Raw genomic sequence first — 21574 nt, 5'->3', positions numbered from 1 at the left:
GGGTCACATGTGGCGTGGGTGCGGGCCGTCGTCGCGGGAGCGGCGGCGGTCCCAGGGGCGCAGGCTGCCGGGCGAGGGGCCTTCCAGGCCCGCGCGGTACAGCCCGTGGGCGATGCGGCGTCGGGCGGCCGTCTCCAGCGCGTCCCGCAGCGGGCCGTCGCGCAGCACCGCCTCGGGGCCGAGCAGGCTCTCGACCGCGGCGAGCGCACCGGCGATGTCGCCGTGGTGGAGGCGTTCGCGGACGCCGGGGAGGCAGTCGGGGCGGCGGTGTGCCTGGTCGACGGCCCGCAGACAGGGCAGCGGCGGACCTCCGAAGGCGGCGAGCAGTTCCTCCCGCCGGATCTCGTCCGGGTCGTGGTCGAGGGCGGTCAGTGCGCCGTCGACCAGGCCGATCCGGTGCCGGGCGCCCCGGCACTCCACGACCCGTGGGTCACCGGCCCGTTGCGGCACGCCGGGGCTGCCGGTCCGCTCGGCCCCCAGCGCCGCGGCGACCAGCGGATGCAACCGCCCGGCGTCGATCGCCCCGGCCCGCAGCAGCTCCAGGTCGGGCAGCACCCAGGTCGCCGCGTCGGGCAGGACGGGGAGCGAGGCGTCGGGGGCGCGTGCGTACGACATCGCCGTCCGCGTGCCGCCGTCGGACACCTCCAGGACGACCCGGTGGCGTGCCCCGAGGCGCACGGAGACCTTGCCGTCGGACCGTCGTTCGGCCCGCAGCAGGATCTCCGCCTCGGCCGCCCAGCGGTCGACGGCGCACCGCTGTCCGTGCGGCGGCCCGGCCGGATCCGGGTCCGCGCCGCCCTCGCCGGACCGCGCCCGCAGCTCACCGGCCCGGCGCGCGTCCCACAGGTGGCGGTGCAGGTCGAGCCGGAAGCGCCGGCTGGGGCGCGGGTGCGGATGATGCCGGTGGGCCTCCCGCGCCCGGGAGGCGTCCCACAGGGCGAGGCTGATCCGCTGACCGGCGTCGGCCCAGGCCGGCGGCGTCCGCACCACGAGGTGCAGTGCTCCCGGGCCGGTGGTGCCGTAGCGGGCCAGGGTGATGGTCAGACCCGGCCGCAGCAGCCCGTCGGGGGCGATCCTCGGCATGTGCCAGCGCAGCAGGTCGGGGGCGAGGTGCCGGAGGTCGGCGCGGAGCCGGGCGGCGAACTCCCGGCCGTGGCGCCGGGCCAGGAGACGCGGCTGGAGGTCGACGTCGATGTTCGCGGCGGCGCAGGCACCCGCCCAGTCACCGGCACGGCGGCGCGCGGTCGCGGTCTCGATCATGGAGGGCGGCACGGCGAACTCGCGCACGCGCGGCCAGAAGGAAAGCGGGAAGTCCCCGTTCGCGAGGTCGGTGAGCATCAGCACTCACCTTGCGCGGACGGGTCCCCCAATCTGTTGACAGAGTGAGTCGTCATCGCGACGGATGCTAGCGGCCCCGACTCCCGTGCGCGACAGGTTATTTCGGAGCCCCTGCGGCGGCTTTGCCATCTCTTTACAACCCGCCCCGGTGCCGCCTCGTCTCTCCGCACGATCTGTCATCCCGCCCGACCGTCGGGCGGACCGACGAAGGAGTGCGATTCCATGCGCCGAACTGTCCTCAGTGCCCTGGCCCTCGCGGGCACCGCCGTACTGATGGGCACCGGGCCCGCGTTCGCGGACGGGCCCACGACCCCGAGCCCGGTCCCGGCGTCCGCCGCGCCCACCACCCAGCCGGAGGAGAGCGCCGAACCGACCCGGGCGGCCGAACCGGCACCGGCCCCGGCCAGTGACGAACCGACCCGGGCGCCCGCCGAGGGGCAGGTCTCCCGCGTGCCGAGCGGCGCGCCCGACACCGGTGTGGCGGCGTCCCCGGCCTCCGGGAGCGACGGCACGGCTCTCGGCGCGGGCGCCGCCGCGGTGCTCGCCCTCGGCGGCGGCACGGTCTTCGTCGTACGCCGCCGCCGGGCGACCGGGGCATGAGCTCGTTCTCCAGGCGCGCGTTCACGGCCGGGGCCCTGGCGTCGCTGCTGACGGCGTGCGCGGGCCACGGCACCCCGCCGCGGCCGAAGGCCACCTCTTCGCCGGTCCCGGCCAGGAGGGCACGCCCGCTGGCCCGTTCGGTCCCGGTGCGGCTGCTGATCCCGGCGATCGGCGTCGACACCCCGGTCGTCCGGCTGGGCCTGGCGGCCGACGGCACGGTGCAGGTGCCGCCGGTCACGGCCCACGACCGGGCCGGCTGGTACCGGCACTCGCCGACACCCGGCGAGACCGGCCCGTCCGTGCTCCTCGGCCATGTCACGGTCGGCCCGTACGGCGACGGCGTCTTCCGGCACCTCGCCCGGCTGCGCCGGGGTGAGCGGATCACGGCGCGCCTGGAGAACGGCACGGCGGCGGAGTTCGCCGTCACGGCGGTGCGGACCGCCCCCAAAACCGACTTCCCGGCCGACGACGTCTACGGGAACGTGGACCGCCCGGAGCTGCGGCTGATCACGTGCGGCGGAGCGCGGACCGGCGACGGCTACGCGGACAACGTGATCGTGTTCGCGGCGCTGAGCGATGCGAAGTCCCCCACCCCTGGAGAGCGTTGAAACGGTCCCGCGAGAAGGCAGCGTCCGAGCTGTTCGCCGCCCTCTACCCGCGCCTCGCCGGCTGGTGCCGCCGGCTCGTCGACGACGACGGGACGGCCCACGAGATCGCCTCGGAGGCGTTCACCCGGCTCTGGGCCCGCTGGACGTCCGTGGAGGAGCCGCGCGGGTTCCTCTACGTCACCGCGGCCAACCTGGTCCGGGACCACTGGCGCAAGCTGGAGCGCGAGCGCCGGGCCATGCACCGCGTCACCTCGGAGGCCGCCGTACGCCCCCACCCCGAACAGGCGGACCCGTCGGTGCGGCTGCTCGTGCAGTCGCTGCCGGAACGACTCCGCGTCCCGATCCTCCTCCACTACTACGCTGACATGCCGATCCGGGAGGTGTCCGCACTGACCGGGCGCAAGGAAGGAACCGTCAAGGCCGACCTGCACGCGGCCCGGGAACTGCTCCGCGTCCATCTGAGGAGAAGCCTTGACCACACGCCTTGACGACGACGGCCCGGAGCCGGGCACCGACGACCCGCTCGCGGTGATCCTGCGCCCCTCCTCCTCCCCCGACTACCTGGGCGCGCCCCCGGGCCAGTTCGAGACGATCCGCCGCAGGGCGACCCGCCGCCGCCTGCTGCGCACCGCGGCCGGGGCGGGTCTGTGCTGCGTCGCGGCCGTCCTCATCAGCATTCCCCTGCGCCACACGGCGCCCGAACGCCCCACCGCCCCGACCATCCCGATGGCCCCGCCCGCCACGCGGACGGCGCCGCCCACCCCCTCGGCGTCACCCACCGCGGTACCGTCCCCGTCCGAGTCGTCGCGCCCGTCGTCCCCGGGCACGCGCCGCCCGGCCACCGACGACCCTCGTGCGGGGCGCCCCGGTACCCCGGAGAAGGAGGCGACCGGCCCGGCGGAAGCGTCCCGCGCCCCGTCGGCCACCCCCACCCCGGTACGCCCCGTCCCCTCGGCGGCCCGCCCGAGCCCGGACCGGCCGGCCGCCGGCAGCCGCTGACCGGCCCACGTCAGTCGCCCCGCCCCTGCCGCCGCACCCGCTCCGCCACCTCGCCCTCCTCGGTCTCCCACCAGGGCCGGACCAGTTCGGCGGGCCCCTGCGCGACGGCCGCGGGAGCGAGTTCGCCGTCGAGACGCCGGTCCAGTACGGCCGTCCGGGCCCGCTCGGCCCGCACCCACTGCGCGAGGACCGCCAGCAGGAAGGGGAGCGCGACCAGTTCGGAGATGCCCAGCATGGCGCCGCCGCCGAGCTGCTGGTCGTGGTGGACGTCGGAGGACCAGGGCGGCGCGTGGTGCAGATACCAGGCGCCCGCGATCAGGGTGCCGTGCGTCATGACCACCAGCCCGGGGAGCGCGTCGACGATCCCGTCCAGGAAGACCAGGGCCGCCCGGACCGGGTGGGTGCACCAGGCGGGCAGGGCCTGCTCGCGGGTGAGCACCGGCAGCACGAACAGGCAGCCGGCCGCCAGCAGATGCAGGTACATCAGCTCGTGCAGCCAGCCCACCCGCAGCGCGGTGGCGAAGTACGGCGTGCAATAGACGGCCAGTTCGGTCGCCAGCACCAGGACCGTGCTGACGAGGGGGAACGTCAGCAGCCGGACCGGACGGCCGGTCAGCGCCCGCCGCACCCGGCCCGCGCCGCCCTCCGGCAGCGCCTCCACCGCGAGCCGCAGCGGATCCCCCAGGGCGAGGCCCAGCGGAGCGAGCAGATCCAGCGCGACGTTCTGCACGGCGGCAGGCCAGAACAGCTCATGGTCGTAGACGGCCAGGCCGGACATCGTGGCCACGACGATGGTCCCCAGCCCGAGCAGCACGAAGGCGGCGAGCCGCGCCGGTGGCCAGGACCCGCCCCGCCGGCGCACCCGGACGACACCCCAGCCGTAGAGCCCGCCCAGCGCGGCGACGAGCAGGAGGGCGGGGACGTCCGGCTGCCACGACCCCAGCAGCCGTCCGACGGTCGGTTCCGGCAGGTACACAGCCGACAGTTCACTCACCAGCGGACGATAACCGCCGAAGTTCAGCAGGGCGGAGGCAGGGTGGGCCGGTCGCCGGCCCCGGGCGGACGGCTCGTCGTGACGTAGGAGGGGCGCCCGCTAGCCTGGCCGTATGGCTCTGGCATGCAACGCCCTGCCCCACTGCTTCCTCTGACGCCGCGGTGAGGACGGCGACGTGAATCGCTCACGTCGCCCTCCTCGGCGTTCCCGCCCCCGCTGCCGGTTCGACGGCAGCCGCCGGCGGGCGCCGACACCCCACCGTCCGCCGCCGCACGCGGCGCACCCCGCTGCCCGGCGGTGCGCCGCGTTCCGAGGAGCCCTCATGCCGTCCGACCGACTCCTGTCCGTCCTGACCTGCCCCCAGTGTCCCGCCGGTCTCGAACACACCCGCGGCGCCCTGCGCTGCGCCAACCGCCACACCTTCGACATCGCCCGCCACAGTTACGTCAGCCTGCTGACCGGCCACCGGCGCGCCCCGAGCGCCGACTCCCCCGGCATGGTCCGCTGCCGCGCCTCGTTCCTCGGCGCCGGGCACTACGACCCACTCGCCCGCACCCTCGCGCGACTCGCCGGGGAACTGGCCCCGCCCGACGCCACCGTCCTGGACGCCGGGGCGGGCACCGGCCACTACCTCGCGGCCGTCCTGGAGGCCCTGCCCCGGGCCCTGGGCCTGGGGCTGGACAGCTCCGTGCCCGCCCTGCGCGCGGCGGCCCGCGCGCATGCCCGTGCGGAGGCCGCCGGCTGGGACGTGTGGCAGCCGTGGCCGGTGCGCACCGGCTCCGCCGACCTCGTGCTCAACGTCTTCGCGCCCCGCAACGGGCCCGAGTTCGCCCGCGTCCTCGGCCCGGACGGCGCGCTGCTCGTCGTCACCCCCACCGCCCGGCACCTGCGTGAACTGCACGGTCCGGTCGGGCTGCTGGCGGTCGACCCGAGGAAGGAGGAGCGTCTGCGCCGGGCCTTGGACGCCCGTTTCCGGCTCGATCGCACCGAGCCGCTGGAGTACCCGATGAGGCTCACGGCCGACGACATCGCCGGCCTGGTGGGCATGAGTCCGACCGCTCATCACCTCGCCGGCGCGCAACTGGCCGGCCGTATCGACCGGTTGGGGGCACCGGTGCCGGTGACGGCCTCCTTCGCCGTGTCGGTGCACCGGCCGCGGCGACCCGGTCAGTAGCCCCGGCCGGCGACGTGCTCCTGCTGCGCTGTCGTGAGCGTGTGGACCATGAGGGCGGCGGCCCCGGCCGCGGCGACGATCACCAGGTCGGCGGCGAGCAGGGGCAGGACGCCGCTGTAGGCGCGGGCGATGACCTCGTCCGTGTCGTCCGAGTAGATGATCCCCACGCCGCCGGCCAGACCCGCCAGCCACAGGCCCCACCACCAGTTCACGACGGCCGGCAGCCGCCGCTCGGGGAAGACCGAGCGGTGGACGTCCGCGACGATGCCCCGGGGTATCCACAGGTTCACGACGGGCAGGACCCAGCCCACCCAGAGCCAGGGGTAGCCGTAGCGCGGGTCGGTGCCCGAGAGGGCCTTGGCGTTGTCCCTCATCCGGTCCAGCCAGAGCAGGAACACGATCACGCAGACGGCCGTGACGGCGCTGCCGACGGAGGCGACCAGGTGGTAGGAGTCCTCCAGGGTGTTCAAGGGACGGTGCACGCCGTCGCCCTGGCCGGACGGGCCGGACGCCGGCTGTCCCGCCGCGGCGAGCCGGATGTGCCAGACCGCCCGGGCCACCCAGACGGCCCCGGCGAGGGCGAGGGCCGCGACGGCGCAGCGGGCCGCTCCCCGGACGGGGCGCAGGACGGGGTCGGGGGCGGCCGGTCTGGACTTCTGTTCGATCACCCGGTCATCCTGCCGTACGCAACTCCGTGGCCCGGCCCTCCCCGTCGAACCGCACCTCCAGGACGTGGTCGACGGCGTCCCGGTCGAGAGGGCCGAACACGTGCGGGAACAGGACGTCCCCGGCGACCCCGGGCGGCGGGGCGGGGGCCGCCGCCTCCCACTCCACCCTGGCGGCGAGCCGCGCCTCGTCCAGGGCGAGCACCAGCAGGGGCCGGGGCGCGTCCCGGTAGAAGGCGTTGACGACGGCCAGCGTGGTCGCCTCGTCCGGGGAGCAGTGCACGAAGCCCTCCTCGGCGAGGGAGTCGGGCGCGTAGGACCGGCCGGTGGCGCCGGCCCAGACGGTGCTCGGTACGACGTGATAGATCATGGCCCCGTTATAGACGGCGACGGAATCCCCGGGAGCCGCAGGGCGGCGACGGCCCGCCGGGTGGCCTCGGCGATCAGGGCGTCCGAAGGTTCGGCGTCGCGGCCGGGCCGGTCGGTCATGACGGCCAGGACGAGCGGCTCGGTACGGGGCGGGTGGACGACGGCGATGTCGTTGGCCCTGCCGTAGTCGCCGGTGCCGGTCTTGTCGGCCACCTTCCAGTCCGCGGGGAGTCCGGCCCGGATGCGGCGGGCTCCGACGTCGGTGGCGTTGCGCGAGAGCCAGTCCATGAGGAGCCGGCGTTCCCGGGCGGGCAGGGCGGTCCCGAGGAGGAGCCTGCGGAAGTCGGTGGCGATCGCCTGCGGGGTGGTGGTGTCGGCGGGGTCGCCGGGCGGTACGTCGTGCAGTTCGGGCTCGTAGTGGTCCATGCGGCTGACCTCGTCGCCGAGCCGGCGCAGGTAGGCGGTGAGCTTCGGCGGGCCGCCGATGTCGCGCATCAGCAGGTTGCCCGCCGTGCCGTCGCTGAAGCGGACGGCGGCGTCGCAGAGTTCACGGAGGGTCATCCCGGTCGCGACGTGCCGGCCGGTGACCGGCGTGGTGGAGCGCAGGTCGGCCTCGGTGTAGGTGACGCGCCGGTCCAGGCCGCTCAGGGTGCGGTGGTGCAGGACCGCCGCCGCGGCCAGGGCCTTGAACGTCGAGCAGAACGCGAAGCGTTCGCCGGCCCGGTGGGCGACCGTGGCACCGGTGCCGGTCGCGAGGGCGTAGACGCCGACGCGGGCACCGTACGCACGCTCCAGATCCGTCAGCCGGAGGCGGTGGACCGGGGCTCGTCGCGACGGCGCGCCGGTGGGCGTGGGGGCGCGGTCCGTGCGGCCGGCGGGGCGGTCGTCCGTGCCGCACGCGGCGAGGGGGAGCAGGGCCCCGGCGGCCAGGAGGGCGCGGCGGGACGGGGCGCTGCGGGACGGGGCGCTGCGGTGGTGGGTCCGGTCGGCGGTCATACGGCGGGCTCCTTCACGGCGGACCTGGGCGCAGGTCTCGGGCCTGCCACGCGCGGTGCTGCGCGTGCTGCCTCGGGCGGAGCCGCCCGGGACGGCGGCGAGCAGACCGCGGACCACCGGACGGCGGACGACCGGACGGCGGAGCCGCCGCCCGTGGCGCCCTCCCGGGGACGGCGCGGTCATCGGCACGGTGCCCTCCCGGCCGTGGACGCCCTGCGCGCTCCCCGAGCGGCAGGGCGTCGGTCGCCCGGCTCACCGATCAGAGCTGGAATTCGGCCGGGGACACCCCCAGCGCCGCACAGGCCTCGCGCAGGACCGTCGCCTCGGCCTGGGAGAAGTGGCCGTCGGCACCGGCGATGACCATGCCTGTCTGGATCACGGCCCTGGCCTCGGTGGGCTTCTTGGCGGCCTTGGCGATCTCCTGCATCGCCTCGGTCTTGCCGTACTGGAAGTTGGACGTCAGCTGGTCCACATGCTTGTTGAAACGCGTGCGCAGCTGCTCCGGCGGGAAGTTCTGCAGCACGTCGTTGCTGAGGATCATCGACTCGACCTGCTGGCGCTCGGCCGGATCCACCTGCCCGTCGGCCGCCGCGACCAGGGCGCACATCGCCATGCTCGCGTCCCGGTAGGCACCGCTCTTCAGCTCGTTCTTCAGCGACCCGAGCTGCGTCTTCAGCAGACCGACGAGCTGGGACTTGCTGCCGCCGCCGGGCCTGGCCCCGCCGCTGTGCCCACCGGTCGTCGCACCCCGGCCGCCCTGATTCTGCTGGAGAGCCTTGGCCTGGTCCTTGAGCCGGTCCCACACTGCCATTGAGGTCACCTCGGTACTAGTCGGCATCACCTGGCGCACCCGCTCACGCGCGCACACCCTTCCAACGCCCGGCCCACGAGCAAAGGTTCCGCAAAACGAGACGGAGACTGCCCGCCCCCGCAAGCCGGGGCCGGGCAGTCTCCGTGGCCGGGCGTCAGCCGTCGTCGCGCGACCGGAGCTTCAGGCGCGGGGCGAGGCGGAACGCGGCGAAGCCCACCGCGGCCAGGCCCGCGGCCGCCGCGAGGAGCAGGCCGATGCCGCCCGCGCCGGTGGAGGCGAGGCTGCCGCCGTCGAGGTTCGTCGACGTGCCGCCCGTGGTCGAGGTGCCGTCGCCGCCGGTCGTGCCCGAAGTGCCGTCACTGGTCGACGGGCTCGGCTCGGCGGACGGGCTCGGGTCGGCCGTGGGGCTCGGGGACGGGGAACCGGACTCCTCGCCGGAGCCGGGCTCCTGCGAGCCGTCGCCGGGGACGACCTCGACCGCGAACTGGGTCATGGCGTCACCGACCGAGGCGGCCACGGTGTACGTGCCCGTGCCCTCACCGGCGGTCAGGGCCGGGGCCGTCGCCTCGCCCGACTCGTCGGTCTTCACGCGGACCACCCGGTCCTCGCCCTCGAAGCGGGGAGCGTCCTCGGCGGTGTCCTCGACGCGGAACTCCACCTCGGTGCCGGCCGGTGCGGTCGTGCCCGCCTTGATCACCCGGGCGACCAGCGCGTCGGCGAAGTCCTGCCCCTGCTCGGCCTTCTGCTTGTCGCCGCCGTAGGCGCTCACGACGTACGGGGACTCCTTGACCCGCACGGTGAAGGCCGTCGACGCGCCGAGGGTCTTCGCCCGGACGGTGAACGACCCCTCCTTGCGGCTGCCCAGGCCGATCCACGGGGACGGCGCACGGCCCTGCGCGTCGGTCGCCACGACCGTCTTGTCGTCGTCGGGGCCGCCGGTGAGGTAAAAGAGCGGCTTCAGGCCGTCCGGATCCTCGATGGTGTACGTCACGGACGCGTCCGCGACCGGCTTGCCGTCCTTGCCCTGCGCCACCACGGCCAGCGGTTTGACGTCGGTGCCCGGCTGGGTCGTCACGTCCGTGCCGGTGACCTGGTTCAGACGGTCGACGGGCAGCCCCTGCCACTGCAGGACGATCCGGCCGGGGCCGCCGGGCGCGTTGGCGCCGCCCTCGGCCACACCGGAGTCGACCGGGTTGTCGGAGGGGGCCCAGAACGGGTCGTTCTTCTCCGGTGCCTTGGTGCCGCTGCCGACGACGAGCCGGGCGTTGTCCACCCGGGCCGGTTCGGCGTAGCTGGAGCCGCCGCCACCGCTGCCGGTGGTGGGGTTGTTGCCGGTCGAGGAGCCGGTCTCGGCACCCGTGCCGCCGCCACCGCCCGCGTAGCCGGCCCCGCCGCCGCCACCGCCGTAGCGGCCCGCGCCGCCGGCCCCGCCGGCCCCGCCCTTGGCGTGGTCGGCGCCCGCGGCGCCGTTGCCGGTGCCCGCACCGCCCTGGGCGCCTATGGCACCCTTGCCGCCGCGGTCCTTCTCCGAGGCGTCCTGGCCGGACTCGCCACCGGCGGCGCCCGCCTGGCCGGTGGCGATGTCGCCGCCCCCGCCGCCACCGCCACCGGCGACGACCAGTGCGGAGCCGCCGCTGGTGCGGATGGCGCTGCTGTTGCCGCCGCGGTCGGCGCCGTTGCTGCCGCCCTTGCCGCCGGGGGCGTCACCGGCGTTCAGCCCCGCGACGGCGATGCTCAGCGCCTCTCCGGGGCTGACCTTCAGGGTGCCGGCGACGAAGCCGCCCGCACCGCCGCTCGCCATGGAGTTGCCGCCGCCGCCCTCTCCCCAGGCCCGTACGTCCAGGCCGGTCACGCCGGACGGCACCGTGAACTCCTGCTTCGCCGTCGTCGGATCGAAGAGCCGGCAGCCGGAGAAGCCCTCCGTCGGTGTGCACGCCTTCCCGGCGAGCGCCGCGCTGCCGGCGGCCGTCGCGGCCGGCGCACCCGTCAGGGCGGTGCCGGCGGTCAGCGCCACGAAGGTCAGGGCCGCGGCGCCGCGCCGGAATCCGGCGCGGCGCGGCACGGCGGAACCGTGATGCATCAAGGAAACTCCCCAACTCGTCACAAGCTCCCCCCCAGGGAGCCATGAAGTGCTCGATCAAAATCGAACATGACTAGTGGGACAGCTGATCAAACCTGAGGCTCTCGGTCAACCGAGAACGGTTGATTCCGGACGCGGGAACCTCGGGACAGAGCGCGCGGAGGACATGCGCGGCGATGGCCTCGTCGATCGGGTGCAGCTTCGGACGGCCGTTCTCGTCCAGCTCCTGGTACTTCATCAGGTTCTGGGCCAGGGCGACCTGGCGCTTGCCGTCACGGCTGGACAGCGCGATCGTGCCGGCGCCGAACACCGCGCCGTCGTGGCCCCAGAAGCGGCCGCAGCCGGGCAGTTCGAGGGAGTAGATGCCGAGGCCGTAGTCCAGGCCGGAGACGGGGACCGTGCGTGTCATCTCGTCGAGGGAGGCCTTGCCGACCAGCTTCCCGCCGAGCAGGGAGCGGTAGAAGCGGTTCAGGTCGTCGGTGGTGGAGACGACCGAGCCCGCGGTGGACACCCAGGACATGTCGTAGACGCTGAAGTCGCGGGGCGGGTCGAGCAGGCCGAACCACGACTCGTACATCCGCGGGTGCGGGCCCTTGATGTACGGGGAGCGCGGCAGGTACGTGTGGCGCAGCCCGGCCCGGTCGATGACGTGACGGGTGAGGTAGGCGCCGGCCTTCTGGCCGGTGACCTTCTCCAACAGCAGTCCGGCGATGACGTAGTTGGTGTTGGAGTACGAGCCGGGCACCGAACCGGGGCGTCCGGTCGCGGGGGCCGCGAGGCCCATCCTGACCAGTTCCGCGGGGCGTAGGGAGCGGAAGCGTTCCTCTTCGAGGCTCTCCGCCGAGCCCTGCAGGAGGGAGGGGAAGGCACTCAGGACGTGGTCGCCGATGCCGCTGGTGTGGTTCAGGAGCATGCGGACGGTGATCTCCCGGCCGCGCTCCCCGGGTATCAGCTCCGGGAGGTAGTCGCCGACGGGCGCGTCGAGCCGGATCCGGCCCCGCTCCACCTGCTGCATCACACCCACGGCGGTGAAGGTCTTGCTGATACTGCCCACCCGCTGGCGCATGCCCGGTGTGACGGGCCGTCCGGTGGCCACGTCGGCCACACCCGAGGCGCCGGTCCACCGCTCGCCGCCGTCCCGGACGGACGAGAAGACGCCGTACATGCCCGCCTCGTGGACGGCGTCCAGCGAGTCGCGCAGCGCGGGTCTGTCCAGGGTGGCGGTGTCCCGGACGGCGGCCGTGCCGGCGTGCGCGGGGGCCGTCAGCACGGCGGTGGCCGTCAGCAAGGTGGTGCCCAGAACGGTTCCGAGGAGCCGGGCTATGCGCAACTGCTTGTCCCTTCCGTGGTGTTCGAGTACGTCGCTTTTCGACGGCGTGTGTTCGAACAGGTCGGGATCATCGTCTTGGGCGGCGAACGGCCCTTACATCCTTCCGAGGGATGATCGAAAACCGGCCGTCGTCCGCTGACACACCGTCACGCCGCCTGCGGGTCCGCCGTGATGCGCAGTGCCTCCACCAGCTCTCGGTACAGCGCGTCCGTCGCGAGCAGTTCCGCATGGCCGCCGCGGGCACGGACCCGGCCGGCCTCCATCACCACGATGGTGTCGGCGTCGATCACGGTCGACAGCCGGTGGGCGATGGTGACGACCGCGCCGGCCGCCGCGCGGGCGCGCACGCAGGTCTGCACGGCGGCCTCGGTCAGCCCGTCGAGCTGGGCCGTCGCCTCATCCAGGAGCAGCACGTCCGGAGTGCGCAGCAGGGCCCGGGCCAGGGCGATGCGCTGCCGCTCACCGCCGGAGACCGCCGCGCCGGACAGGGGCGTGTCGAGCCCCTCGTCCAGGGCGTCGACCCTCTCGGCCAGCCGCACCTCGCGCAGAACGCGCCGCAGTTCCTCGTCGGTCGCGCCGGGGCGGGCCAGCAGCAGGTTGTCGCGGATCGTCCCGGGCACGACGGGGGTGTCCTGTTCGACGTACGCCAGGCGCGACCGGATCTCGTCGTGGGAGTGGTCGCGATACGGACGGCCGTCCAGGAGCAGTTCGCCGCCGGTCGGTTCCAGGAAGCGCAGAACCAGGGAGAACAGGGTCGTCTTGCCCGCGCCCGAGGGTCCGACGATCGCCGTGTGCCCGTGCCGGGGGATCACCAGGGAGACGCCGCGCACCGCGGGGTCGGCGCCGGGGCCGTAGGCCGCGCTGACGTCCCGCAGCTCCAGTACGGGGGTGTCCTCGGCGACCGCCGCACGCGTCGGCGCGGGTCCGCGAACGTGGGCCCCGGCCGGTCCCTCCGACTCCAGGGCGTCGGTCTCCCGGATCCGCTCCGCGGCGGCGATCCCCGACTGGAGCGCCGTGATGTTCTGGCTGAGTTCGCTGACCGGGTCCATCAGGCCGAAGGCGTAGAGCAGGAACGCGATGAGGCTGGAGACCTCCAGGGCTCCCTCGGAGACCCGCCAGGCGCCCACGCCCAGCACGAGGATGATCGCGAACTGGATGCCGGCGACCGCGATCGTCCAGGCCAGGGCCTCGCGGCGGACGGCACGGACGCCGTGCTCGGCGGAGATGCGGGCGTCGGCCACGATGCGCTCGGCCGTGCGGTCCTCGGCCCGGCCGGCCTTCACCGTCCGGATCGCGCGCAGCGCCCCCTCCAGGTTGCCGCCGAGCCGTCCGAGGTGGTCCTGGGCGCGCTGCTGCGCGGTCGCGATCCCGGGCATCAGGACGGCGAACAGGACGCCGACCACCGCAACGGCCGCCGCGACCGTCCCCAGCAGCACCAGGTCGAGGACGCCCATGAGGGTCAGCGTCCCGAAGAGCATGACCACGGCGTTGATCAGGCCGACCGGGGCGCCGGTGGCGGCCTGGTGCAGCAGGACCGTGTCGGAGGTGACACGGGTGACCAGCTCGCCGGGCGGGCGCCGGGTGACGGCGGGGACCGTGGCCCGCAGCAAGCGCCGCACCATCGACTCGCGGGCCCCGAGCACCACGCGCTCCCCCAGCGCGCCCAGCAGCGTCCACTGCCAGTACATGACGGCACTGCCGAGGACCAGCAGGACGAGCAGGGCCAGGATCGGCCCGCGCAGGGACCCGGACCCGCCGAGCGCGTCGAGCACGCCCTTGGTGACCATCGGCGTGGCCAGCCCCATTCCGGAGCCCACCAGGGCGAGGACGAGCGCCAGGACCAGCGCGCGCCGGTGTGGCCGGGCGAACGACCAGAGGATCCGCAGCCGCGGGACGGACAGCTTGGGGGACGCACTTTCCGGAACAGTCATGATGCCGATTGGAACATCGCTGTTCCATAAGGGTCAATCGATTTTCATCCTGGAAGGCGCGCTACCGTATGCGGCATGGGTGAGGAGCGGGCCGTGGCGGCCGAGAGCGGAACCCGGGCACGCACGCGTCGCGCCATCGTCGACGCCGCCGTCGCCCTGCTGGCCGGCGACCCGACCGCGTCGCTCGGCGACGTCGCGACGGCGGCGGGTGTGGGGCGTACGACGGTCCACCGCTACTTCCCCGAGCGGTCCGACCTGCTCGCCGCGATCAGCGCGGACGTCCTGGACAAGGTCGAGGCGGCGACCGAGCGCGCCCGGCTCGACGACGGCCCGGCTGCCGAGGCGCTGGAGCGGCTCTGCCAGGAGTACTTCGAACTCGGCGACGGCCTCACGCTGATGTTCGACACGCCGCAGTTGACGAACTGGTCCGACTGGGACGAGGAAACCCCCGCCGACCTGCACTTCCTGCACACGGTCCGACGCGGTCACGCGGAGGGCAGCATCGATGCCGAGCTCCACGAGGAGTGGGTCCGCAACCTGGTCTGGGCCCTGCTGTACACGGCCTGGGAGCACACCCGCACCACCGGCACCCCCAAGCACTCGGCCCTGACCCTGTGCCTGCACACCCTGCGCAAGGCCATCGCGCCCTAGGAGGGTGCTGAAGACCTTGGCCGGATCAGCGAGCGGCGCCCGGTGCGTGCGGCTGCAAGGCGCCGGAGCGTCCTCGTGGCGGAGCCACCAGGGCGTTTCGGCAACGCGTCAGACGTGCGCGTCAGGCGCCGGGAGCCCGGCCAAGACCTTCAGCACCCTCCCAGGCGGGCTACTGGGGGTGGGAAGACCGGGCCCGGCTCCCGAGCGGCACACGCGGGGACGCGACGGCCGGACCCGGCCTTCCTCTGGCCGCAATCTGCCACCCCTGCGACGGTGCCGCCTCCGGGGCGGGCCCGAACGGGGCCGGGCGGGCGGGAACACCCGGACAAGGAGCGGTCGAGTGGGGATGGAGGGGCGGCGGGGTCTGTGATGATGTGCGCATGTCGACGCTTGCCACCATCGCGGTACTGGCCCTCGCCGCGCTCCACGCCTACATCCTGGTGCTGGAGATGTTCCTGTGGACCTCGCCGCGGGCCCGGGCCGCCTTCGGTACCAGTGCCGAGTTCGCCGCCTCGACAAAGGCCCTGGCGGCCAACCAGGGGCTCTACAACGGGTTCCTCGCGGCCGGCCTGGCGTGGGGCGCGGTGGCGTCCGACCCGGTGGGCTTCCAGGTGTCCGTCTTCTTCCTGGTGTGCGTGGCGGTCGCGGGGCTCTACGGCGCCGCGACGGCGAGCAGGAAGATCCTCTTCGTCCAGACCGTCCCGGCGCTGGCCGCCCTGGCCCTGGTACTGCTCGCGCGCTGAGTCAGACGCCCTGCGTGACGGCCCGTTCCATGACCCGGCGGGCCTCCGCCTCGTCGGTGGCGGGCGGCACCACCAGCAGGTCCCAGCGCCCCCGGCCGGGTGCGAGCAGGCACACGGTGTGCGGGGCGGTCGGCGAGTCCGTGCGCCCCACGTGCACCGTCTGGCCCGCGACGACCATCCGCTCCGGGCACTCCGGCCAGGTGTCCCCGTTGACCAGGACACTGCTGATCCGGCCCCAGGCACCCGGCAGTCCGCCGAGCAGCCCGGGCAGTTCGGCGGCCAGGTCGTACGAGCGGGGCCACCACGCCCCGTCGATGCGGCGAGCCATGCGGCCTTGGCGCGCCTGGTCCGCGATCCGTAGCCGGACCTCGGACGGGGCGGGGACGGACGGCGGGGGCGAAGAGGCGGACGTCATCGAGGACTCCTGCTGCGGTGGGGCGGCGAGACCGGTTCGGCCACCGGTTGTGACATACCCGCGGCATATCCACCGTACGCCGTGGGGGCGGTACGGGGGCCGGGGCCGCCTGTCCCGCCCACCGCTCGGTCACCAACCGTAGCGGCTCTTCAGACGGCGCCAGAAGTCACGCAGCCTCCACGTGGCCGCCGCCGTCGAGGACGCCCGCGCAGATGCCGACGGAGTCGTCGGTCCACTGCGGGCCGGAGCGGCTCTTCACCGCCCAGCCGACGATGTCGACCGGGACGTTCGTGTACGGCCAGGCGTTGTGGCCCTTGCCGTTCACCACCATCGCGGACATCCGCGTGCCGAATGCTTCTGCCCCGGCGCGGCCGGGGCTGCCCGCCCATGACCGAGAGGGCATTCCGGGCGCTTTATCACATTCCGTCGGTGATACTTGGGGCATGAATACGGCAACGTATGCAGAACTGGCGGCCTCGTCAGATCACGCGGTCGCCGTGACCATCGCCTTCGTCGGCGGGCTGATCGTGGCCTGCGCGCTGATCTGGGCCGTGCGGGTCGGGATGCAGGTCATGGACAAGGACACCCATCACCCCGCCCCCGAGGAGCAGCCGCACCTGCCGGACACCGGGCCGGTCCGCGAGATGCGGGAGATGCGGGAACCCGACGACGTGCCGGTCGTGACGCGCGACGGTCAGCGGATCATGCCGCACGAGCTCCACCGCGCGAGCACCAGGACCGGAAAGGACCAGAAACCGCGCCGCTGGTCGCCCGGATCCAGTGGATCCTTCGGCGGCGGTGGGCTCGGCCGCACGTGAGGCCGTGGAGCCGGCAGGGCCGGCGGACTCCAGGGAGGCGACATGACTGCCCGCCACCGGACGCGCTGGGCGACGGGAGGGGCGGCCACCGCGCTGGCCCTGTCCGCGGTGCTCGCGGGCTGCAGCGGTGACGACAGCCCCGCGGACGTCGCGAGCAGGGCGGAGTCCGCGGTGGGGTCGATCGCCTCGGAGGCGGGCGAGGCGGTGGAGTCCGCCTCGGCCGAGGCCGGGAAGCGGCTCGACGACATCCAGGACGGCGCCGACGTCAAAGGCGACGTGACGACCGGGACGCCCGTCACCGGCGCCGACGGCCGGGTCCGCACGGACGTCACCGTCCGCAACACCGACGACTCGTCCCGGTCCTTCGCCGTCCAGGTCGACTTCCGGGACGCCGGGGGGCAGTTGGTCGACACGGTCATCGTCACGGTGGACCACGTGCAGGCCGGCCAGTCCGCCACGGCCACCGCCCGCAGCACGCACGACCTGTCCGGTGAGGTCCGGACCGAGGTGGCCCGGGCGGTCCGCTACTGAGCCCCGTCGTCCGGGGCGACCGAGATGTCGACCTGCCCGCTCACCCGCGCCCCGCGCCGCCCCCCTACGCGCCCCCGCCCCCCGTACCTGTTCATGGCGGGCGGGACTCACTGTCCGGACACGGCCGGGAGAACAATCCTCCCGGCCACCCCCACCCCCGGCACGCCCGGCTACGCCCCGCGGGGTCCCCGCGCCCCCAAGGGGCGCGGGGAACCGCGACCAGCCACGCCGGCGCCGCACACGCAGGACACCCCGCCCCCGAACGCCCCCCGGCGGCCCCGCGAAGCGCTCAGCGACCCAGCCACACCGTCGTGTCCGGGCCGACCCGGCCGTCCTCCAGCGGCGCGCTGCTCAGCAGAACCTCCCCGGCCGGCAGCTCGACCGACGCACCGGACAGGTTGGCGACGCAGCGCCACCCCTCACAGCGGTCGAACCGGAGCACACCGTCCGGGGCGTCCGCCGCCCACGTCAGCTCCTCGCCGTCGAGGAGTTTGCGGCGCAGCCGCAGGGCCGTGCGGTAGAGCTCCAGGGTGGATCCCTCCACCCCGTCCTGCGCCTCGACGGCGTACGCGGCGAAGCCGGGCGGCTGCGGGAGCCACGCCCCGCCGGGCCCGAAGCCGTACGACGGCCCGGACGTCGTCCACGGCAGCGGCACCCGGCAGCCGTCGCGGCCCTTGCGGACGTGACCGGTCTGCTCCCAGATCGGGTCCTGGAGCACCTCGGTGGGCAGGTCGGCGACCTCGGGCAGGCCGAGTTCCTCCCCCTGGTAGACGTACGCCGAGCCGGGCAGGGCCAGCATCAGCAGCGTGGCCGCCCGGGCCCGGCGCAGCCCGGCCGCCTCGTCGACGGCCGGGGCGTGGCCGCCGGACAGCAGCCAGGCGTTGAGGTCGGTGCCGGGCGGCAGCGTCAGCCGGGAGGCGTGCCGTACGACGTCGTGGTTGGACAGCACCCAGGTGGCCGACGCGCCCGCAGCCCGGGCGGTGGCGAGCGAGTCGGTGATGACCTGCCGCAGCTCCTCCGCGTCCCAGCCGGCCTCCAGGTACTCGAAGTTGAAGGCCTGGCCGAGCTCGTCCGGGCGGGCGTACAGCGCGCGCCGGGCGCCGGGCACCCACGCCTCGGCGACGGCCATGCGGGGCGGCCGGTAGGCGTCGAGGATCTTGCGCCAGTCGCGGTAGATCTCGTGCACGTCGTCACGGTCGTAGAAGGGGTGGGTGCCGGGCGGCAGCGCGGTGAGCGCCTCCTCGCGGCTCAGCTCGGGCCGGCCGAGGTCGCGCAGGGGTTCACTCAGGTCCTTGACGAGGGCGTGTGCGACGTCGATGCGGAAGCCGTCGACCCCGCGGTCGGACCAGAAGCGCAGGGTGGTGCGGTAGTCGGCGCGGACCTCCTGGTTCTCCCAGTTGAGGTCGGGCTGTTCGGGGGCGAACAGGTGCAGGTACCACTGGCCGTCGGGCACCCGCTTCCAGGCGCTGCCGCCGAAGACGGACTGCCAGTCGGTGGGTGGGAGTTCGCCGTGCTCGCCGCGGCCGTCGCGGAAGACGTAGCGGTCACGGGCCGCCGAGCCGGGGCCCGCGTACAGGGCCTCCTGGAACCACGCGTGCCGGTGCGAGGAGTGGTTGGGCACGATGTCGACGATGACCTTCAGGCCGAGGCGGTGGGCCTCGGCGACCAGGGCGTCGAAGTCGTCGAGGGTGCCCAGGCGCGGGTCGACGCCCCGGGGGTCGGCGACGTCGTAGCCGCCGTCGGCGAGCTCGGAGGGGTAGAAGGGGCTCAGCCACAGGGCGTCCACGCCCAGGGCGGCGAGGTGGGTGAGGCGGCGGGTGATGCCGCGCAGATCACCGAGTCCGTCGCCGTCGGCGTCGGCGAAGCTGCGGGGATAGATCTGGTAGACGACGGCCTGGCGCCACCAGTCGGGGTCCCGGGACGACAGGTCGAGGGTCGAGCGATCGGTCACGCGGTCTCCTTCACAGGGCATACGGGCGACAGCATTGAATCTGTCCAGAATGCCGGAAAAAGGAACCATCACGCTGATCGGAGTGATCCATTCCCGCTGTGATGAAAGCGTGACGGTGGAGCAACTTCCTTTGCATCACCGCAGGTTGACAGCGTGCTGCGACGCCGCCACGATGGGGCCACTGAGGCACATGTGACCAATGAGCCCAGTGTTTCTCCGACCACTCACTCCCCGGTGCGGCCCCGGCAGCCGCGTGCGTCGCGCTGCCCGCATGCCGTCACCCGGGTCCGGCACACGCCAAGAAATGGGATACGCATGTCCATAGCGAGACGTGTCACCGCGCGACGCCTGCTGGGGACGGGCGCCGCGGCCCTCGTCCTCTGCGCCGCCTCCGCCACGACCGCCTTCGCCACCGGAACGCCAGGCGGCGACGGCTGGTCGTCCGGCGGCAGCTACAAGCCGGGCACGGGCGCGGGCACGGAGACCGGGACCGACCGCTGCCAGTTCTCGCTCGACGGCACGAACTTCTACGACTCGGTCAAGGTCGACGACCAGAACCTGAAGCCGACCGAGGACGGCAAGGTCCACATCAAGGTCCGCACCGCCGGCGGCGCGGCCACCTGCACGGCCTCCCTCGCGTCCTACCTCGCGCACGGCGCGACGTTCGCGACCTCCGGCGAGCAGGTGTTCGTCGACTTCGACACGGTGACGGTCAAGCCGGGCGCCACCGAGTCGCTCGACATCGCCATCCCGGACAAGGGCTGCTTCGGGCAGATCGACCTCTACCGGGGCGCGGTGAAGTTCGACGGCGAACTCGACGCGACGGACGGCTTCGAGCACGGCGAGCTGCCCAAGGGCCCGGACCGCCCGGTCATCAAGGACAAGCTGATCGCGGCCTGGAACGGCGGCACGAAGGACTGCACGACCCCGCCGCCGGCGGAGGAGGAGCCGCCCGCCTCGACGCCGCCCGCGAGCCCGTCCGAGCCGGCCGAGGAGACGACGCCCCCCGCGACACCCCCGGCGTCCCCGTCCGAGCCGGCCGAGCCCTCGACGCCGCCGTCCTCCGACACGGACACGCCCACCCCGAGCGCCTCCGAGTCGACGCCCGTCGCCCCCAAGCCGAACGGCGGTGGCGGCGACCTCGCCGAGACGGGCGCCGACAGCAGCACCGGCCCGATCGCCCTCGGCGCGGCCGCCCTGCTGGCGGGCGGAGCGGCCCTCGTCGTCGTGACCCGCCGCCGTGCGGCCCGGCGCGGCGCGTAGGACACCCGAGCCTGACTGAGAACGCCCGGTGTGCTGTCGTCCGGCGGCGACAGCACACCGGGCGTTCTCGCGTCCCGCGGCCGGACCGCCGCGGCGTGACGGTCGCGGCGCGCCGCAGCGCCGCCGGCATCACACCTCGACGGTCGCCAGGTACAGCTTCACGTAGCGCTCCACGTCCACGTCCAGCCCCACGTCGACCAGGGGCTGTTCGCGCGTGCCCTCGTGGATTTCCGCCTCGCCGGGGCGGGGGCGGCGGTCGACGATCGTCATGCCGCGCGTGGGCCCCGGCGCGAGGGAGACGTCCACCGGGAGGCGGTGCGTCGTCAGGCCCTCCGGGTCGACGACCGCGCACACCGCGCCCGCGTCGCCCAGACCGCCGGACGTCTCGGAGGGATCGCCGGGACGGCTGTCCGGGTGGGCCGGGCGGTGGGCGAGCAACTGCCCGGCCAGCCGCGCCCCCGGCTCGCTGCTCTCGCGCAGCCTGCGCACATCCGCCGCGGGGACCACGACCCGTGTGAACACGTCCAGCCCGTACATCGTGATCGGCACCCCGGCCGTGAGCAGGATCGCGGCCGCCTCCGGGTCGTGCCAGACATTGAACTCCGCGACGGGCGTGGCGTTCCCGACGGCCGCCGCGCCGCCCATGAAGACGATCCGCTCGATGTTGCCGACCACCTCCGGGTGGGTGCGCAGCAGCAGCGCGATGTTGGTGAGCGGGGCCATGGGGACGAGGGTGACCGGGCGCGGGGAGGCGAGGATCTCGCGCCGCAGCAGCGTCACGGCGTCGACGTCGGCGGGCTCGCGGGCCGGCCGCGGCAGGCCCAGGTCGCCCATGCCGTCGTGCCCGTGCACGTGCTGGGCCGAGCGGGGCGCCTCGATCAGCGGCCGCTCGGCGCCCCGGGCGACGGGGATGTCGGGGGCGCCCGCCTGCTCCAGCACGGTCAGGGTGTTGCGGACGACGCCGTCCACGTCCGTGTTCCCGGCCACGCAGGTGATCGCCCGCACGTCGAGCGCCGGGTGCCGTACGGCGAACAGCAGGGCGAGGGCGTCGTCGACGCCGGTGTCACAGTCGATGATCACCGGGATGCGCCGGCCGTCCGTCACGGCGGGACTCCTTCCAGTGGTGCGGGAAGCTTCCTGGCAGCGACCCTACGGCCTGCCCGGCGGCCCGCGCCCCGCACACGGCGCCAGGACCGCCGTACCGCCGTGACATCGAGGTCGAGCGCCACCTTCCGGCGGGTGTGGGAGGACCAGGACATCGACGGCCTCACCGGCGTGCTGGCCCCCGGGGCGACCGCGACCGGCGA

General features: G+C 74.3%; 23 protein-coding genes. 10 read left to right on the top strand and 13 right to left on the bottom strand.

Features of this window, described 5'->3' with window-relative positions; genetic code table 11:
* Window positions 1-3: 3 nt before the first annotated feature.
* Window positions 4-1338 (bottom strand): hypothetical protein, encoded by a 1335-nt coding sequence (locus tag A4E84_RS21110; RefSeq protein WP_062928085.1) that lies wholly within the window; start codon window positions 1336-1338, stop codon window positions 4-6.
* A gap of 222 nt (window positions 1339-1560) precedes the next feature.
* On the opposite strand from A4E84_RS21110, the gene A4E84_RS21105 reads away from it, so the two are divergent.
* The 4 genes from A4E84_RS21105 to A4E84_RS21090 are packed head-to-tail and all read left to right on the top strand — an operon-like array spanning window position 1561 to window position 3545.
* Complete coding sequence (locus A4E84_RS21105; protein WP_062928084.1) at window positions 1561-1938, top strand: hypothetical protein; 378 nt, start codon at window positions 1561-1563, stop codon at window positions 1936-1938.
* Window positions 1935-2546 (top strand): class F sortase, encoded by a 612-nt coding sequence (locus A4E84_RS21100; RefSeq protein ID WP_062928083.1) that lies wholly within the window; start codon window positions 1935-1937, stop codon window positions 2544-2546. Before A4E84_RS21105 ends, A4E84_RS21100 begins: the two co-directional genes overlap by 4 nt.
* A complete protein-coding gene (locus A4E84_RS21095; protein ID WP_031113208.1) occupies window positions 2543-3034 on the top strand; it encodes an RNA polymerase sigma factor in 492 nt (163 codons plus the stop codon). Before A4E84_RS21100 ends, A4E84_RS21095 begins: the two co-directional genes overlap by 4 nt.
* Window positions 3018-3545 carry a hypothetical protein gene (locus tag A4E84_RS21090; RefSeq protein WP_062928082.1) on the top strand — a complete coding sequence of 176 codons (528 nt, stop codon included), beginning with the start codon at window positions 3018-3020 and terminating at the stop codon, window positions 3543-3545. Before A4E84_RS21095 ends, A4E84_RS21090 begins: the two co-directional genes overlap by 17 nt.
* A gap of 10 nt (window positions 3546-3555) precedes the next feature.
* Here A4E84_RS21090 and A4E84_RS21085 read toward each other — a convergent pair whose 3' ends face one another.
* Window positions 3556-4539: a cytochrome c oxidase assembly protein gene (locus A4E84_RS21085; RefSeq protein ID WP_107308358.1), complete on the bottom strand. Its 984-nt coding sequence runs from the start codon at window positions 4537-4539 to the stop codon at window positions 3556-3558.
* Between the two features lie 322 nt (window positions 4540-4861).
* Here A4E84_RS21085 and A4E84_RS21080 point away from each other — a divergent pair, with 322 nt between their 5' ends.
* On the top strand, window positions 4862-5713 hold the full coding sequence (locus tag A4E84_RS21080; protein ID WP_062928081.1) for a putative RNA methyltransferase: 852 nt from the start codon (window positions 4862-4864) through the stop codon (window positions 5711-5713).
* Here the strand turns inward: A4E84_RS21080 and A4E84_RS21075 are convergent.
* From A4E84_RS21075 to A4E84_RS21045, 7 genes are all read right to left on the bottom strand, one after another.
* Window positions 5707-6381 (bottom strand): DUF4328 domain-containing protein, encoded by a 675-nt coding sequence (locus A4E84_RS21075; RefSeq protein ID WP_062928080.1) that lies wholly within the window; start codon window positions 6379-6381, stop codon window positions 5707-5709. The two genes, A4E84_RS21080 and A4E84_RS21075, sit on opposite strands and share 7 nt — an antisense overlap.
* Before the next feature lie 4 nt (window positions 6382-6385).
* Complete coding sequence (locus A4E84_RS21070; protein ID WP_062928079.1) at window positions 6386-6748, bottom strand: DUF952 domain-containing protein; 363 nt, start codon at window positions 6746-6748, stop codon at window positions 6386-6388.
* Complete coding sequence (bla, locus tag A4E84_RS21065; protein ID WP_062928078.1) at window positions 6745-7743, bottom strand: class A beta-lactamase; 999 nt, start codon at window positions 7741-7743, stop codon at window positions 6745-6747. Before bla ends, A4E84_RS21070 begins: the two co-directional genes overlap by 4 nt.
* 259 nt (window positions 7744-8002) lie before the next feature.
* Complete coding sequence (locus A4E84_RS21060) at window positions 8003-8554, bottom strand: tellurite resistance TerB family protein (protein WP_062928077.1); 552 nt, start codon at window positions 8552-8554, stop codon at window positions 8003-8005.
* A gap of 154 nt (window positions 8555-8708) precedes the next feature.
* A complete protein-coding gene (locus tag A4E84_RS42965; protein WP_062928076.1) occupies window positions 8709-10634 on the bottom strand; it encodes a glycine-rich domain-containing protein in 1926 nt (641 codons plus the stop codon).
* A 73-nt stretch (window positions 10635-10707) separates the two neighbouring features.
* Entirely contained in the window at window positions 10708-11964 is a 1257-nt protein-coding gene (locus tag A4E84_RS21050) for a serine hydrolase domain-containing protein (RefSeq protein ID WP_079129042.1), read from the bottom strand.
* A gap of 146 nt (window positions 11965-12110) precedes the next feature.
* A complete protein-coding gene (locus A4E84_RS21045) occupies window positions 12111-13895 on the bottom strand; it encodes an ABC transporter ATP-binding protein (protein ID WP_237304967.1) in 1785 nt (594 codons plus the stop codon).
* A 75-nt stretch (window positions 13896-13970) separates the two neighbouring features.
* On the opposite strand from A4E84_RS21045, the gene A4E84_RS21040 reads away from it, so the two are divergent.
* The gene (locus A4E84_RS21040; RefSeq protein WP_062928075.1) at window positions 13971-14546 is read left to right on the top strand and encodes a TetR/AcrR family transcriptional regulator; all 576 of its coding nucleotides are present in this window, start codon (window positions 13971-13973) and stop codon (window positions 14544-14546) included.
* 380 nt (window positions 14547-14926) lie between these two features.
* Window positions 14927-15289 (top strand): DUF1304 domain-containing protein, encoded by a 363-nt coding sequence (locus A4E84_RS21035; protein WP_062928074.1) that lies wholly within the window; start codon window positions 14927-14929, stop codon window positions 15287-15289.
* A gap of 1 nt (window position 15290) precedes the next feature.
* Here the strand turns inward: A4E84_RS21035 and A4E84_RS21030 are convergent, their stop codons facing one another.
* Both A4E84_RS21030 and A4E84_RS42960 read right to left on the bottom strand, forming a co-directional pair.
* Entirely contained in the window at window positions 15291-15704 is a 414-nt protein-coding gene (locus tag A4E84_RS21030; RefSeq protein WP_062928073.1) for a DUF5994 family protein, read from the bottom strand.
* 166 nt (window positions 15705-15870) lie between these two features.
* Window positions 15871-16107 (bottom strand): hypothetical protein, encoded by a 237-nt coding sequence (locus A4E84_RS42960; protein WP_159029599.1) that lies wholly within the window; start codon window positions 16105-16107, stop codon window positions 15871-15873.
* Window positions 16108-16147: 40 nt separating this feature from the next.
* On the opposite strand from A4E84_RS42960, the gene A4E84_RS21025 reads away from it, so the two are divergent.
* A complete protein-coding gene (locus A4E84_RS21025; protein WP_062928072.1) occupies window positions 16148-16522 on the top strand; it encodes a DUF6479 family protein in 375 nt (124 codons plus the stop codon).
* A 42-nt stretch (window positions 16523-16564) separates the two neighbouring features.
* On the top strand, window positions 16565-17053 hold the full coding sequence (locus A4E84_RS21020) for a hypothetical protein (protein WP_062928071.1): 489 nt from the start codon (window positions 16565-16567) through the stop codon (window positions 17051-17053).
* Window positions 17054-17342: 289 nt separating this feature from the next.
* Here the strand turns inward: A4E84_RS21020 and A4E84_RS21015 are convergent, their stop codons facing one another.
* Complete coding sequence (locus tag A4E84_RS21015; RefSeq protein ID WP_162494373.1) at window positions 17343-19025, bottom strand: glycoside hydrolase family 13 protein; 1683 nt, start codon at window positions 19023-19025, stop codon at window positions 17343-17345.
* Window positions 19026-19319: 294 nt separating this feature from the next.
* Between A4E84_RS21015 and A4E84_RS21010 the strand changes: the two genes are divergently transcribed.
* Window positions 19320-20267: an LAETG motif-containing sortase-dependent surface protein gene (locus A4E84_RS21010; RefSeq protein ID WP_062928069.1), complete on the top strand. Its 948-nt coding sequence runs from the start codon at window positions 19320-19322 to the stop codon at window positions 20265-20267.
* 129 nt (window positions 20268-20396) lie between these two features.
* Here A4E84_RS21010 and A4E84_RS21005 read toward each other — a convergent pair whose 3' ends face one another.
* On the bottom strand, window positions 20397-21371 hold the full coding sequence (locus A4E84_RS21005; RefSeq protein WP_062928068.1) for a nucleoside hydrolase: 975 nt from the start codon (window positions 21369-21371) through the stop codon (window positions 20397-20399).
* Window positions 21372-21574 lie beyond the last annotated feature (203 nt).

The organism is Streptomyces qaidamensis, from assembly GCF_001611795.1.
Taxonomy (GTDB): domain Bacteria; phylum Actinomycetota; class Actinomycetes; order Streptomycetales; family Streptomycetaceae; genus Streptomyces; species Streptomyces qaidamensis.
Note: the sequence above shows the minus strand (reverse complement) of the source record. Positions and strands in the feature narration are given on the sequence as shown.